Source organism: Nguyenibacter vanlangensis (assembly GCF_038719015.1).
Classification (GTDB): domain Bacteria; phylum Pseudomonadota; class Alphaproteobacteria; order Acetobacterales; family Acetobacteraceae; genus Gluconacetobacter; species Gluconacetobacter vanlangensis.
The window spans coordinates 4,384,417-4,398,310 of record NZ_CP152276.1; the positions used below are offsets into that span (position 1 = coordinate 4,384,417).

A 13,894-nucleotide genomic window follows, 5' to 3' on the forward strand; every position below is an offset into this window, starting at 1 on the left:
TTCATCAAGGTTTGATCAAGCCGTGGGGGGTTCATCAAGCCGGTGATGATCCCTATATCGGGACGAATGGTTCAACGGGCGTGGGTAGAGGCAGTTGGCTGACGATCACGACATGGGCGCCGCCAGGGCGCCGGCTGGGCTGTTGACCAGTGCGTCGACCGGCGCCGCGCTGCCTTGCCGGCCCACCGTGAAGCCCCCTGTGATGCCCGCCGTGACGCCCGCTGTGATGCCCGCCTTGGGGCCCTCCGTCATGCCGCCCGTCCCGCCGCGCCGCGCCGCGGACGCCGAACCCTGCGGCCCGCTGCCGTTCCTCGTCAAGCGCGACGGCACCTGGCTGTATCGCGGCACGCCCATCCGCCGCAAGCCGATGATCTGCCTGTTCGCCTCGGTGCTCACGCGCGACGCGCAGGGCGCCTACTGGCTGGAAACCCCCACCGAACGCGGCACCATCACGGTCGAGGACGCGCCCCTGGTCGCGGTCGAACTGCACTGGACCGGCTGCGGCCGCGACCAGGTCCTGTCCTTCCGCACCAATGTCGACCTGGTGGTCTGCGCCGGCCCCGACCATCCGATCCACGCGGACTGGGACATGCCCGGCGCGGATTGCGGCGCCGGGCCGGTCCCCTACCTGCATGTGCGCGACGGCGCGGGCGACTACGCCATCCAGGCCCGGATCGCCCGCGCGGTCTATTACGAACTCGCCGCCCTCGCGGTGCCCGGCGCCTGCCGCGGCGTACCCTGCCTGGGGGTCTGGAGCCAGAACGTCTTCTTCCCCCTCTCGCGCCTGTCCCCGGCGGACCTCCCCCAGGAAGACTTCCCCCAGGAAGACTTCCCCGCGTGACCCGCGATCCGGCGGGCGGCGATCGGGCCGGGGCAGGAGACGACGATCTGGCGGACGACGACCTGCTCGGCCGCCTGGCGGCGTCCCTGCCCGAAGGCTACGCGGGCCTGTGCCGCCTGTGGCAGGTCCTGCCGCAGGCCCGGCTGGTGGGCGGGGTGGTGCGCGACCTGATCGCGCGCCGCCCGGTCGCTGATCTCGATCTCGCCACACCCGAATCCCCCGAACGCGTGCTGGACCTGCTGCGCCGGGCGGGGATCAAGGTGGTGGCGACCGGCCTCGCCCACGGCACGGTCACCGCCGTGCTCGACGGCCGGCCCTATGAAATCACCACCCTGCGCCGCGACGAACGGACCGACGGCCGCCATGCGGTCGTCGCCTGGACCGGTGACTGGGCCGAGGACGCAGCCCGGCGCGACTTCACCATCAACGCCATGTCCTGTGGCCGCGATGGCGTGCTGCACGATTATTTCGGCGGCCGCGCCGACCTGGATGCCGGGCATGTGCGCTTCGTCGGCGACGCCGCCACCCGCATCGCCGAGGACGCGCTGCGCATCCTGCGCTTCTTCCGCTTCCATGCCCGCTACGGGCGCGGCACGCCCGACGCCCCGGCCATGGCGGCGATCGTGGCGGCGGCCACGGCAGAGACCGGCGGCCTGTCCCGCCTGTCCGCCGAACGCGTCTGGTCCGAACTGCGCCGCATCCTGGCCGGCCCCGCGCTGGTCGAGACGCTGCGCCTCATGGACCGGACGGGCGTCCTGGCACGCCTGCTGCCCCCGAGCGAAGCCGGACAGGGACACGCAGCCGGGCAGGGACACGACATACCAGCCTACGATATTCCTGCCCTGGAGCGCTTGCTCGCCTGCGGCGCGCCGCCCGATCCGGTGCTCCGCCTGGGCATGCTCGCCCGGGCCCCGGCCGGGGATCTGGCCGCCCGCCTGCGCCTCTCGCGGGCCGAGGCCGCGTCCCTGGCCGCCATGCGCGCCGGCCCGGCCCCCGATCCGGCATCGGACGACGACGCCCGCCGCCGGCTGCTGGCCGATGAGCCGGCCGATGCCCTGGTCCGCCGAAGCTGGCGCGAACAGGCGCAACGGCTGGGCGCCCCGTCGCCGGACTGGGACGCGCTGCGCGCCGACCTGCTGGCCCGCCCGCGTCCGGTCTTCCCCGTGGCCGGGCGGGACGTGCTGGCTGCCGGCGCGGCCCCCGGGCCGCATGTCGGACAGATCCTGGCCCGGCTCCGCGCCTGGTGGATGGCGGGGGGCTGCCATGCCGGGCGACGCGACTGCCTGGCCTGCCTGACGCGGCTGCTGGCAGCGCCTCCACCGCCCTCCTGACCGGCGAAACCGCAGCATCCCGGTCCGGCGCATTCGGGCCCACGATTACGTTCCATTACTTTTCTCGCCGCGGACTGCTTGTTAAAGGGCCCCATGAACGTCATCCCGCCACGGTCCTCTCCTGCGTCTCCCGGCGCGCCGCCATCCGCGGCCGCGCCCGATGCCGCCACCCCTCCGAGCACTTCCCTCCCGGCCGCCCCCGCCGCCCCGGACGGCACCACCGCCCTGCTGCGCCGCCTGTGGCGCGAGGAAGTCCGCAAACATCGCGGCCGCATCGTCTCGGTGCTCGTGCTGACGGTGCTGATGGCGTCGCTGACCGGCCTCTATCCGCTGGTCATCCAGCGCGCGCTGGACATGTTCGCCGCCCATGACCCGCGCATCCTCTACCAGGTGCCGGCCCTGGTGGTGATGATCACGGCGGCCAAGGCCCTGTCGCAATACGCCCAGACGGTGGCGGTGCAGAACCTGGTGCTGATCGTCATCCGCGGCCTCCAGGGCACGATGTTCGCCCACCTGGTCCATACCGACATCGCGCGGATCGAGCGCGAGGCCCCGGCCCAGTTGGCCGCCCGCTTCACCACCGACGCGGTGGCGATCCGCGAGGCGATGATCCGCGCCACCAATTCGCTGGGCGACGTGGTCACCGTCGCCGGCCTGGTGGTGTCGATGTTCTACATGGACTGGGAACTCAGCCTGATCGCGGCGGTGCTGTATCCGATCGCCGCCGTGCCGATCCAGCGGCTGGGCAAGCGGGTCCGCCGCGCCTCGGGCGGCATGCAGGAACGCATGGGCGAAACCTCGGCCCTGCTGACCGAAAGCTTCGCGCAGGCCCGCACGGTGCGCGTCTACCGCCTGGAGGGCAGCGAGGAACGCCGGGTCAGCCACGCGCTCGACCTGCTGCAGCATGCGTTGATGCGCATCGCGCGCGGCCGCGCGCGGGTCGATCCGCTGCTCGAGGTACTGGGCGGCAGCGCGGTCGCCGCCGTGCTCGGCTTCGCCGGCTGGCGCGCGGCGCTCGGCGGCGCGACCCTGGGCGATTTCTCCGGCTTCGTCGCCGCCCTGCTGCTGGCCGCCCGGCCGCTGCGCGCGCTGGGCTCGCTGAACGCCGCCCTGCAGGAAGGGCTGGCCGGTCTCGTGCGCATCTTCGCCGTGCTCGACGAACCGGCCGACGTCGTCGAGGCCGGCGACGCGCTCGCGCTGCCGGCCGGCAACGGCCATCTGTGTTTCGAAGCCGCCTCCTTCCGCTATCCGGACGGCCGCGTCGGCCTCGACGGGCTCAGCTTCGAGGCCCGGCCCGGCCTGACCGTGGCGCTGGTCGGCCCCTCGGGGGCCGGCAAATCCACCGCCCTGTCGCTGATCCCCCGCCTGCACGATGTCAGCGCCGGCCGCATCCGGCTGGACGGCATCGACCTGCGCGCGCTGCGCCTGGCCGACCTGCGCGACGCCATCGCCTATGTCAGCCAGGACACGATGCTGTTCGACCTGTCGGTGGCCGAGAATATCCGCATCGGCCGCCCCGCCGCGACCGACGCCGACATCCGCGCCGCCGCCCGGGCCGCCGCGGCGGAATCCTTCATCGACACCCTGCCCGACGGCTTCGCCACCCGGGTCGGGCCGGGCGGCCAGCGCCTGTCGGGCGGCCAGCGCCAGCGCGTCGCCCTGGCCCGCGCCCTGCTGCGCGACCCCCGCGTCCTGCTGCTGGACGAGGCCACCAGCGCGCTCGACAGCGAAAGCGAGGCTCTGGTCCAGCACGCGCTGGCCCATCTGCGGCGCGGCCGCACCACCATCGTGGTCGCCCACCGCCTCTCGACCGTGCGCTCCGCCGACCTGGTGGTGGTGCTGGCCGACGGACAAGGTGTCGAATGCGGCACCCACGCCGAACTGGTCGAAGCCAACGGCCTGTATGCCCGCATGGTCCGCACCCAGGCGTTTGAATTATAGACCATCCATAAATATCTTTTAAAACAACCGGTTGACCTGTTCATGCGCGGCCCGCCCCCCGGCGGGCGCGCATTTTTTTTCGCGCTTCCGCCTCCGGGGGGCGGTTGATGGATCGGACTCTTCGTGTCATGGATTGACCGACCGGTTCGGTCAACGGGGCGGCGGCGGCCACGGCGGGGCGGAAACGGGCCCGCCGCGTGATTCCGTTCGCGGCACACGCTGGAAGCAAGAGGAATCGCATGGCCGATCAAGACGGCGCAAGTTCAGGCGGCAAGCCGGACGACGCGTCCGGGAAGACTCCCAAGCCCAGGAAAGCCAACCCCGCGATCCGGATCGGGCTGCTGGCCTTCGTCGCGATCGTCGCCGTCGGGGCGGGGGTCCACTGGTTCCTGACCCGCTACGACATCGAAACCGACGACGCCTTCGTTGCCGGCCGCGCGGTGACGATCGCCCCGCATGTCCGCGGCTACATCACCGAACTGCTGGTCAACGACAACCAGTTCGTCCATGCCGGCCAGCTCCTCGCCCGGATCGACGACCGCGACTATCGCGCGGCGCGCGACAATGCCGCGGCCACGCTGGACATCGCGCGCGCCCAGGCGGCGGGCGCCCAGTACGGCCTGCTGGTGGCGCAGAAGGACTTTCCCGGCCGATTGACCGCCGCCCAGGGCCAGCTCCTGGCCGCCCAGGCCCAGCAATTCCGGGCCGAAACCGATTATCGCCGCCAGCACGCGGTCGCCCGCGCCGCCACCACGCAGCAGGATATCGACTACGCCACCGCCGCGCTGCAGGCCGCCCGCGCCCAGTTGCTCCAGGCCCAGGGCAATCTCGCCATCGCCGAGCCGGTGCAGGCCAATATCCAGACCACCCAGACCCGCGTCAGCCAGTATGACGCCCAGACGGCCCAGGCCCAGGCCCAGCTCGCCCAGGCCGTCCTGAATCTCGGCTGGACCGAGATCCGCGCCCCGCATGACGGTTGGATCTCGCAGCGCAGCATCGAACGCGGCAGCTTCGTCTCCGAGGGCCAGGCCCTCTTCTCGATCGTCGAGCCCGAAATGTGGGTGACGGCCAACTACAAGGAAACGCAGATCACCGACATGCGCCCCGGGCAGACGGTCGATATCGCGGTCGATTCCTACCCGTCGCTCCGGCTGCGCGGCCACGTGGATTCGATCCAGCTCGGCACCGGCGCCACCTTCAGCGCCTTCCCGCCGGAAAACGCCACCGGCAACTTCGTCAAGATCGTCCAGCGCGTCCCGGTGAAGATCCTGATCGACAGCGGCCTGCGCGCCGACCGTCCGCTGTCGCTGGGCATGTCCGTCGAGCCGACGGTGCACACGCGGTGAGCACCGATTCCCCCCCAGCCGCCCCCGCCGGGGCGGAAGAGCCCTGGAAGCCGCGGGGCAACCCGTGGCTGATCGCGGTCGTGGTCACGGTCGCGGCCTTCATGGAAATCCTGGACACCACCATCGTCAACGTGTCCCTGCCGCATATCGCGGGCTCGCTCTCCTCCAGCTACGACGACGCCACCTGGGCGCTCACCTCCTACCTGGTGGCGAACGGCATCGTGCTGACCATCTCCGGCTGGCTGGGCAAGCTGCTGGGGCGCAAGCGCTATTTCCTGATCTGCATCTTCATGTTCTCGGTGTCGTCCTTCCTGTGCGGCATTTCGGGCAGCCTGACGCAGTTGATCATCTTCCGCCTGATGCAGGGCTTCTTCGGCGGCGGCCTGCAGCCGAACCAGCAATCGATCATCCTGGACACGTTCCCGCCCGAAAAGCGCGCCGCCGCCTTCGGGCTCACGGCGATCGCCACGATCGTGGGGCCGGTCCTCGGCCCGGCTTTGGGCGGCTGGATCACCGACAATTATTCCTGGCGCTGGATCTTCTTCATCAACGTGCCGATCGGCCTGGCCGCGACCTTCGCGATCTCGCTGCTGCTCGACGACCCCCCGTGGGCGCGCAAGCAGAAGGCCCCGCTGGACATCGTGGGCATCAGCCTGATCGCCGTGGGCTTCGGCTGCCTCGAAGTCACCGCCGACCGGGGCGAGGACGATGACTGGTTCGGCTCGTCCATGATCCGCACCACCGCGACCTTCGCGGTGCTGGGCATCGGCGGGGCGATCCTCTGGCTGCTGACGGCCAAGCGGCCGGCGGTCGATCTACGCGTCTTCAAGGACCGCAATTTCGCCACCGGCACGGCGCTGATCGGCGCGGTCGGCGCGCTGCTCTACGCCTCGGCGGTCATCGTGCCGCAATTCGCGCAGCAGGTGATCGGCTACACGGCCACCCTGGCGGGCTTCGTCCTGTCGCCGGGCGGCGTCGCCGTCATCATCCTGATCCCGATCATCGGGCGGCTGATGAAATTCTTCAGCCTGCGCGCCCTGATCGCCTTCGGCTTCGCCTTCATGGGCGTGTCGATGTTCCTCTCGGCGCACCTGACGCCCACGATCGATTTCCGCCACCTGGTCCTGTTCCGCATGAGCCAGACCGCCAGCCTGGCCTTCCTCTTCGTGCCGATCTCGACGATCACCTACGCCACCCTGCCGCGCGCCCTGAACGCCGATGCCTCGGCGCTGTACAGCATGGCGCGCAACGTGCTGGGCTCGATCGCGATTTCCGGCTCGACGGCGATGATCACCAACCTGCGTCAGGCCCATCAGTCGCAGATGGTGCACTGGATGACGCCGTTCCGGCAGCCTTATCTCGACTATCTGGCCCGGGCGCGGCAATTCGCCGCCGCGCACGGCGTGGCCCCCGCCGCGATCGAGGCCACGGCCCGGCAGCATCTCTATGTCGAATATACGCGCCAGATCTCGATGCTGGCCTATAACGAGCTGTTCATGATCCTGGGGATGGGCGCCTTCATGGTGGTGCCGTTCTGCTTCCTGCTCTCGCCGATCCGCGGCGGCGGCCGACCCAGCGGCGGTGGACATTGAGCGGCGGATATTGAGCGGCGGGCATCGCGTATGGAAGACCAGGCCGCTCCCGTCCCATCCGGCTCAGACGGGACGATCCGCGTCGTCGCCGCGGCGATCCTCTATGGCGGCGCGCTGCTGCTGGTGCGCAAGCGCGGCACCAGCGCCTTCATGCTCCCGGGCGGCAAGGCCGAGCCGGGCGAACACGCCACCGAAACCCTGGCCCGCGAACTGGCCGAGGAACTGGGCTGCGGCCTCACGCATGCCGGCGTGGCCCTGCTCGGCCGGTTCGTCGCCCCCGCGGCCAACGAACCGGGCCGCACTGTCCACGCCACGGTCTATCGCGGCATGCTGGACGGCGTACCCCGCATCGGCGCGGAAATCGCGCAGATGCTGTGGTATGATCTCAACGGGCCCGGGCCCGATCGGCCCGGCGATATCGCGCCCGTCCCCCTCGCGCCGCTGCTCACCCGGCACGTCCTGCCCGCGCTGCGGCGTCAGGCGGGCCGCGCATAGGGCGCGAAATCCCGGACCAGGATCCGGTAGATATCGCGCTTGAAGCCGACATTGCGCTCGGGCAGCGTCGGCAGGTCGATCCATTGCCAGGCATCGAATTCCGCCGGCTGATGGCTGTCCAGCCGGATCTCGTCGTCCCGCCCGACGAAGCGCAGGGCGAACCATTTCTGCGTCTGGCCGCGATAGCGCCCGCCCATCGCGCGGCCGATCAGCGCCGCCGGGAAATCATAGCTCAGCCATTCGGGGTGCGCGCCCATGATGACGGCGGCGTCCGTGCCGATCTCCTCGCGCAGTTCGCGCAGCACCGCCGCGTCCGGCGCCTCCTCGGCATCGATGCCGCCCTGCGGGCATTGCCACACGCCCTGGCTCAGCGGCCCGCCGGCCCCGGGCATGTCGCTGCGCCGCCCGATCAGCACCTGCCCCAGCGGATTGAACAGCATGGCCCCGACATTCCGGCGATAGGGCAGGGGACGCTGACCGGGCAACCCGGCATCATTCATGCCGCGACGCCTCGGTGACCGCTCCCGTCCCGGTCCCGGCATCGGCCGAACGCGGTCCCGCCGCCATGGCGCGGACGATCTTCAGCCCCTGCTGCAACTGGAAGTCGGTCGCCGGCTTGGTCGGGTCGAAGGACGGCCAGTTCGCCGGCGGCTCGGCCGGGATCGTGGCCGCGATCGCCGGCAGGTCGGTGCGCGGCGGCGGCTTGGTGGTGTTGCCGCCCTGGTTCTTGATGATGTGCGCCAGGTCGGCCTCGCGGATGCTATAGGCCGGGTCGTCGCGGCTCTCATGCACCGTCACGTCCGGCACGATCCCCAGCCCCTGGATCGACCGCCCCGACGGCGTGTAATAGCGCGCGGTCGTCAGGCGCAGCGCCCCGTCGCCCGGTATCGGCAGGATCGTCTGCACCGACCCCTTGCCGAAGGATTTCTCGCCGACCAGCACCGCCCGCTGATGGTCCTGCAGCGCGCCCGCGACGATCTCGCTGGCCGAGGCCGATCCGCCGTTGATCAGCACCACGATCGGCAGCCCGCCGGTGATGTCGGTGCCGTGCGCGTCCCAGCGCTGGCTGTCCTGCGGATGCCGCGCCCGGGTCGACACGATCTCGCCATTGCGGATGAAATCCGACCCGACCTCGATCGCCTGGTTCAGCAGCCCGCCCGGATCCGAGCGCAGATCCACCACCAGCCCGCTCAGCCTGCCGTGGGATTCGGCCTTCAGCTTGCGGTACGCGGCCTCCAGCCCGGGGGCGGTTTCCTCGTTGAACTGCGCGATGCGGATATAGCCGACCGTGTCGTACAGCGCCGAACGGATCACCTGCAGGTGGATGATCGCGCGGGTCATGGTCACGACGATCGGCTTGGGCGTCTTCTCGCGGATCAGCGTCAGGGTGATCTTGGTGTCCGGCTTGCCGCGCATCCGCTCCACCGCCTCGTCCAGCGGCAGCCCGTCGATGTTCTTGCCGTCGATCGCGACGATGAAGTCGCCCGGCTTGATCCCGGCCCGCGCGGCCGGGGTGTCGTCGACCGGCGAGACGACGCGGATGTGGTTGTCCTCGCCCTGCACCTCCAGCCCCAGCCCGCCGAACTCGCCCTTGGTCTGGACCTGCAGGTCGCCGTACTGCTTTTCGGTCATGTACGAACTATGCGGGTCCAGCCCGCTCAGCATGCCGTTCAGCGCATTGATGATCAGGTCGCGATTCGATACCGGCTCGACGTAATTCGCCTTCACCTGCTCCAGCACATGGCCGAACAGCGACAGCAGCCGGAAATTCTCGGCCGGCGAATCGCTGTCCTTCGCCAGGCTCTCCGCCAGGGCGTGCGGCGTCAGGCCGCCGCCGACATATGAAAGCTGCGAAATCTGCGGACCAGCCGCAATGCCTGCCAGAAAGGCGCCACCAAGCAGCAGGCCGGTGCGGAACCTCATGCCGTCTCGTCTCCCGAATAACGCCGCCCCTGGCTTCGGCCCGGGTGCGGTCGGCCGCGCGCCACGGGGCGCGCCCGACACCGGCCTGCGCCGGCGTCATCCGGCAATCTTATACCGAACTCGCTCCGGGCGGAAACAGCCAACCGCAACCACCCACCCTACAGGAACGGCGCAGGGTCGATCACAGCGCCGCCGCGCCGCAACTGCACGAACAGGCTCGGCCGCCCGCCCCCGCCCGATCCACCCCCGCCCGGTCCACCCCCGCCCGACCAGCCGGGCATGGTCCCCATCGGCGCTCCCTTCGCCAGGCTCTGCCCGGCGGACACGTCCAGCGACCCCATCCCGGCCAGCACGAACCGGTAATGCCGCCCGCAATCCAGGATGACCATCTGGCCATAGGACCGGAAGGCACCGGCGAAATCGACCTGCCCGGCACAGGGCGCGCGCACCGTGGCCCCCGACGGCGGCGCATAGGTGATGCCCGTCGCCGGCCCCGCCTCGGTCGCCGCCCCCCAGCCGGTGACGATCGTCCCGGCCACCGGCGCGCCCCGCCCGGCCGGACGTCCGGCCGGCACGGCACTCAACCCGGGTCCGGGGCCCTGGGCGATCGCCTCGGCGCGGGCATGGGCGGCGGCGGCCTCGTCGGCGCGGTGGGCGCGCGCGGCCGCCTGGGCGGCCTGTTCCAGCCGCGCCTCCGCCGCCTGCTCCAGCGCCTCGATCCGCGCCACCGCATCCTGCAGGCTGGTGGCCTGCCGCGCGGCGTCCTCCGCCTGCCGCGCCGCCAGCGACGCGGCGTCGCGCGACCGGCGCTGCGTCAGGCGCGCGGCCCGCGCCGCGCGCGACACGCTGTCGCGCTGTGCCGCCTGAAGCCGCTGCAGCGCGTCCAGCCGCGCCCCCTCCTGCGCCGCCTGCGCGTCCAGTTGCGCCAGCACCACGCGCCGCTCGCGGATCGCATCCGCCCGCTGCTCCAGTTGCGCCGACAGCCCCCGCACCACCAGCAGCCCGGTGATCGCATGGTCCGGCGGCACGGGGGCGGCCAGCAGCGTGTCGGCCGGATAGCGCGCCAGCCGGGCGGCCAGCGGCAGCATCGGCCCGATCGCCGCCGAATCCCGGGCCAGTTCGGCGCGCAGCCGCGCCTGCTCGGCATGCAGCGCGCCCACCCGGTCGGCCAGTTCGGCGGTCTGCTGCTCGGTCTGCTGCAATTGCGCGGTGGCGTCGATCGTCGCCGCCGACAAAACGGCTGCCCGCGCCGCATCGTCCCGCGCCCGCGCTTCCGCCGCCGCGCGGGCGGCCGCGCGGGCGGTCAGGTCGCGGGCCTGCGCCTGCTGGCGGGCGATCAGCGCCCGCTGCGCCGCGCGGGCCTGCTCCACCGCCCGCCGCGCCGCCTCGGCCGCCGCGTCGGCGGCGACGCCCCGCCCGGCACGATGCGTCGAATGGCGATGCACGGGATTCGCCGCCGCCCAGGCGGCCTGCAACAAGGCAGCCTGCAACAGGGCAGCCGGCAGGAAGGCCGCCGCCAGCAAGCCCGGACGGATCAGTATCCGTGCTTCTCGACCAGCAGGGACTGCCCGGTCATGGCGTCCGGCTTCGGCAGGCCCATCAGCGCCAGCAGGGTGGGGGCGATATCCGCCAGCCGCCCGTCGTGCAGTTCCGCCTCGCGCACGCCGCTCAGCACTACCGGCACCACGTTCAGCGTGTGGGCGGTGTGCGGGCCGCCGGTCTCGGGGTCGAACATCATCTCGGCATTGCCATGGTCCGCCGTGACCAGCAGCGCCCCGCGCTGGCGATGCACCGCCTCCACCAGCCGCTTCAGCCCCCGGTCCACCGCCTCGACGGCCTTCACCGCGGCGCCGAACACGCCGGTATGGCCCACCATGTCGGCATTGGCGTAATTCAGGACGATCAGGTCGTACGCGCCGCTCTCGATCGCCGCGACCGCCTTCTCGGTCAGTTCCGGCGCCGACATTTCCGGCTTCAGGTCATAGGTCGCCACTTTCGGCGACGGCACCATGATCCGGTCTTCGCCCGGAAGCTGCGCCTCCTTGCCCCCGTTCAGGAAATAGGTGACGTGCGGATATTTCTCGGTCTCGGCCATGCGCAACTGGCGCAGCCCGGCCCGCGACACCACCTCGCCCAGCAGGTCGTCCAGCGATTGCGGCGGAAACAGCACGCCGATCAGCCGCGCCAGCGTGTCGCTATAGCGCGTCATGCCGACCGCCGAGGCGAAGCGCACCACGCGCTTGCGGGCAAATCCGGTAAAATCCGGCTCCAGCAGCGCATCCAGCAACTGGCGGATGCGATCGGCGCGGAAATTGAAGGACAGGATCGCATCCCCGTCCTTCATCCCGGCATAGCCGTCCAGCACCGTCGGCGGCAAAAACTCGTCGGTCGTCCCCGCCTGGTACGCCGCCTCCAGCACCGCCAGCGGGTCGTCGCCGCGCGGCCCCTCGGCCGAGACGATCGCGTCGTATACCTTCTCGACCCGCTCCCAGCGCTTGTCGCGGTCCATGGCGAAATAACGGCCGGAAATCGTCGCCAGGCTCACCCCGTCCGGCAGCGCGGCGCGCAGTTTCGCGACATAATCGCGGCCCGCATGCGGCGGCGTGTCGCGCCCGTCGGTAAAAACGTGGAACGCCACCTTCACCCCGGCCTCGGCCACGATCTTCGCCAGCGCCACCGCATGGTCCTGGTGGGAATGCACGCCCCCGGGCGATACCAGCCCCATCAGGTGGCAGGTCCCGCCGCTCTGCTTCAGGGCGGCGATCTGCGCGGCCAGTGCCGGATTGGCCGCCAGGCTGCCGTCGCGAATGGCCGCGAAGATGCGCGGCAATTCCTGCATCACCACCCGGCCGGCGCCGATATTCAGGTGCCCGACCTCGGAATTGCCCATCTGCCCGTCCGGCAGGCCGACATCCGCGCCGCAGGTCTTCAGGAACGCCCGCGGCCCTTCCTGCCACAGCCGGTCGAATGCCGGGGTCGCCGCCGCGCGCACGGCATTGTCCGACGGGTCCTCGCGCCAGCCGAAGCCATCCAGGATGACCAGCATGACGGGGCGCCGGGGAAGGGGAAAAGTCTGCTCGGACATGGATGTTCTCTCCCGTGATTTTGGCGCATGATGACACCAAATAACTGGCTTGCGAATGTCTCGCCGACCGAAAGATGCCGACCCGCCCGCCGGCGGCAGCCATCCGCCAGCCCGGCGGCAGCCATCTGATGGAGAATGCAGGATGACCGGAAAGACCGCCCCCCTCTGCGGCACGCTCACGCCCGAACAAATCCGGGTGATGCACGGGCATGGGACCGAACGCCCGGGCTCCAGCCCGCTGAATTTCGAAAAGCGCACCGGCCTGTATCGCTGCGCCGCCTGCAACGCGCCGCTCTTCCGCTCGGAAACCAAGTATGAAAGCGGCAGCGGCTGGCCGTCCTATTACGACGCCCTGCCCGGCGCGGTGGAAACCCAGACCGACACCAGCCACGGCATGACCCGGCTCGAAGTCCATTGCGCGTCCTGCAAGGGCCATCTGGGCCACGTCTTCCCCGACGGCCCGCGCCCGACCGGGCAGCGCTACTGCATCAACGGGGTCGCGCTGGATTTCGTGCCCGACCCGGCCTGATCCAGCGCGCGCCTCCGGTCTTCCCCCGCGCGACATCTGCTTTTAGTAAGGGCCCCATGACCGCACACAGCAACGCGCCTCCCTCGGCCGCCGCCCCCTCGGTGGTCGTGCTCGACCACCCGCTGGTCCAGCACAAGCTCACCCGCCTGCGCCAGGCCACGACCTCGACCGCCGGCTTCCGCCGCCTGACGCGTGAACTCAGCCTGCTGATGGCCTACGAGGCCACGCGCGACCTGCCGCTCGAAACGGTGGACATCGACACGCCGCTGGAACGCACCCAGGGCCATCTCCTGTCGGGCAAGAAGCTCTGCCTGGTGTCGATCCTGCGCGCCGGCAACGGAATCCTGGACGGCATGCTCGACCTGGTGCCGGCGGCGCGCGTCGGCCATATCGGCCTGTTCCGCGACCCGACGACGCTGGAACCGATCGAATACTACATGAAACTGCCCGACGATATCGGCGAGCGCGTCTGCATCGTCGTCGATCCGATGCTGGCCACCGGCCACAGCGCGGCGGCGGCCATCGACCGGCTGAAGACGGCCGGGGCGCGGCAGATCGTCTTCGTCTGCCTGCTCGCCGCGCCCGAAGGCGTCGCCCATCTCGCCGCCGCCCATCCGGACGTCAAGATCGTCACCTGTGCGATCGATCGTGAACTGGACGATCACGGCTACATCCGCCCGGGCCTGGGCGACGCCGGCGATCGTCTGTTCGGCACCAAATAGTCCGCCCCCGCCTTTCCCAGGCAGGCCATTCCCTGGCAACCCACCCCCTGGCAACCCACCGCGCGGCACATCGTTCTTCCCCCAGGACA

13 protein-coding genes are annotated in these 13,894 nt (G+C 70.8%); 8 read left to right on the forward strand and 5 right to left on the reverse strand.

Annotation, left to right across the window (positions count from 1 at the left end; all coding sequences use genetic code 11):
- Nucleotides 1-105: 105 nt before the first annotated feature.
- Nucleotides 106-252, reverse strand: coding sequence for a hypothetical protein (locus AAC691_RS20475; protein WP_342628266.1), 147 nt, complete (start codon nucleotides 250-252; stop codon nucleotides 106-108).
- Between AAC691_RS20475 and AAC691_RS20480 the strand changes: the two genes are divergently transcribed.
- From AAC691_RS20480 to AAC691_RS20505, 6 genes are all read left to right on the forward strand, one after another.
- Nucleotides 251-841 carry a DUF1285 domain-containing protein gene (locus AAC691_RS20480; RefSeq protein ID WP_342628267.1) on the forward strand — a complete coding sequence of 197 codons (591 nt, stop codon included), beginning with the start codon at nucleotides 251-253 and terminating at the stop codon, nucleotides 839-841. The genes AAC691_RS20475 and AAC691_RS20480 overlap by 2 nt on opposite strands.
- A 47-nt stretch (nucleotides 842-888) precedes the next feature.
- The gene (locus tag AAC691_RS20485) at nucleotides 889-2,172 is read left to right on the forward strand and encodes a CCA tRNA nucleotidyltransferase (RefSeq protein ID WP_408906116.1); all 1,284 of its coding nucleotides are present in this window, start codon (nucleotides 889-891) and stop codon (nucleotides 2,170-2,172) included.
- Between the two features lie 93 nt (nucleotides 2,173-2,265).
- Nucleotides 2,266-4,113: an ABC transporter ATP-binding protein gene (locus AAC691_RS20490; protein WP_342628268.1), complete on the forward strand. Its 1,848-nt coding sequence runs from the start codon at nucleotides 2,266-2,268 to the stop codon at nucleotides 4,111-4,113.
- A 239-nt stretch (nucleotides 4,114-4,352) separates the two neighbouring features.
- Nucleotides 4,353-5,459, forward strand: coding sequence for an HlyD family secretion protein (locus AAC691_RS20495; RefSeq protein ID WP_323990424.1), 1,107 nt, complete (start codon nucleotides 4,353-4,355; stop codon nucleotides 5,457-5,459).
- Entirely contained in the window at nucleotides 5,456-7,051 is a 1,596-nt protein-coding gene (locus AAC691_RS20500; RefSeq protein WP_342628269.1) for a DHA2 family efflux MFS transporter permease subunit, read from the forward strand. The genes AAC691_RS20495 and AAC691_RS20500 overlap by 4 nt, the downstream gene beginning before the upstream one ends.
- 30 nt (nucleotides 7,052-7,081) lie before the next feature.
- Complete coding sequence (locus tag AAC691_RS20505; RefSeq protein WP_342628271.1) at nucleotides 7,082-7,546, forward strand: NUDIX domain-containing protein; 465 nt, start codon at nucleotides 7,082-7,084, stop codon at nucleotides 7,544-7,546.
- On the opposite strand, the gene AAC691_RS20510 is transcribed toward AAC691_RS20505, so the two are convergent.
- From AAC691_RS20510 to gpmI, 4 genes are all read right to left on the reverse strand, one after another.
- A complete protein-coding gene (locus AAC691_RS20510; protein ID WP_342628272.1) occupies nucleotides 7,528-8,046 on the reverse strand; it encodes an RNA pyrophosphohydrolase in 519 nt (172 codons plus the stop codon). The two genes, AAC691_RS20505 and AAC691_RS20510, sit on opposite strands and share 19 nt — an antisense overlap.
- Nucleotides 8,039-9,469: a S41 family peptidase gene (locus tag AAC691_RS20515; RefSeq protein ID WP_342628273.1), complete on the reverse strand. Its 1,431-nt coding sequence runs from the start codon at nucleotides 9,467-9,469 to the stop codon at nucleotides 8,039-8,041. The genes AAC691_RS20510 and AAC691_RS20515 overlap by 8 nt, the downstream gene beginning before the upstream one ends.
- A gap of 158 nt (nucleotides 9,470-9,627) precedes the next feature.
- A complete protein-coding gene (locus tag AAC691_RS20520) occupies nucleotides 9,628-10,992 on the reverse strand; it encodes a peptidoglycan DD-metalloendopeptidase family protein (protein WP_342628274.1) in 1,365 nt (454 codons plus the stop codon).
- 11 nt (nucleotides 10,993-11,003) lie between these two features.
- Entirely contained in the window at nucleotides 11,004-12,554 is a 1,551-nt protein-coding gene (gpmI, locus tag AAC691_RS20525; protein WP_342628275.1) for a 2,3-bisphosphoglycerate-independent phosphoglycerate mutase, read from the reverse strand.
- A 142-nt stretch (nucleotides 12,555-12,696) separates the two neighbouring features.
- Between gpmI and msrB the strand changes: the two genes are divergently transcribed.
- A complete protein-coding gene (msrB, locus tag AAC691_RS20530; RefSeq protein ID WP_323990434.1) occupies nucleotides 12,697-13,083 on the forward strand; it encodes a peptide-methionine (R)-S-oxide reductase MsrB in 387 nt (128 codons plus the stop codon).
- Nucleotides 13,084-13,139: 56 nt separating this feature from the next.
- Nucleotides 13,140-13,805, forward strand: coding sequence for a uracil phosphoribosyltransferase (gene upp, locus AAC691_RS20535; RefSeq protein WP_342628276.1), 666 nt, complete (start codon nucleotides 13,140-13,142; stop codon nucleotides 13,803-13,805).
- Nucleotides 13,806-13,894 lie beyond the last annotated feature (89 nt).

Coding starts and splice junctions, on each gene's coding strand:
- AAC691_RS20480 (WP_342628267.1), top strand. CDS start 251: ATGCCGCCCGTCCCGCCGCGCCGCGCCGCGGACGCCGAACCCTGCGGC.
- AAC691_RS20475 (WP_342628266.1), bottom strand. CDS start 252: ATGACGGAGGGCCCCAAGGCGGGCATCACAGCGGGCGTCACGGCGGGC.
- gpmI (WP_342628275.1), bottom strand. CDS start 12,554: ATGTCCGAGCAGACTTTTCCCCTTCCCCGGCGCCCCGTCATGCTGGTC.
- AAC691_RS20495 (WP_323990424.1), top strand. CDS start 4,353: ATGGCCGATCAAGACGGCGCAAGTTCAGGCGGCAAGCCGGACGACGCG.
- AAC691_RS20510 (WP_342628272.1), bottom strand. CDS start 8,046: ATGAATGATGCCGGGTTGCCCGGTCAGCGTCCCCTGCCCTATCGCCGG.
- msrB (WP_323990434.1), top strand. CDS start 12,697: ATGACCGGAAAGACCGCCCCCCTCTGCGGCACGCTCACGCCCGAACAA.
- AAC691_RS20515 (WP_342628273.1), bottom strand. CDS start 9,469: ATGAGGTTCCGCACCGGCCTGCTGCTTGGTGGCGCCTTTCTGGCAGGC.
- AAC691_RS20490 (WP_342628268.1), top strand. CDS start 2,266: ATGAACGTCATCCCGCCACGGTCCTCTCCTGCGTCTCCCGGCGCGCCG.
- AAC691_RS20505 (WP_342628271.1), top strand. CDS start 7,082: ATGGAAGACCAGGCCGCTCCCGTCCCATCCGGCTCAGACGGGACGATC.
- upp (WP_342628276.1), top strand. CDS start 13,140: ATGACCGCACACAGCAACGCGCCTCCCTCGGCCGCCGCCCCCTCGGTG.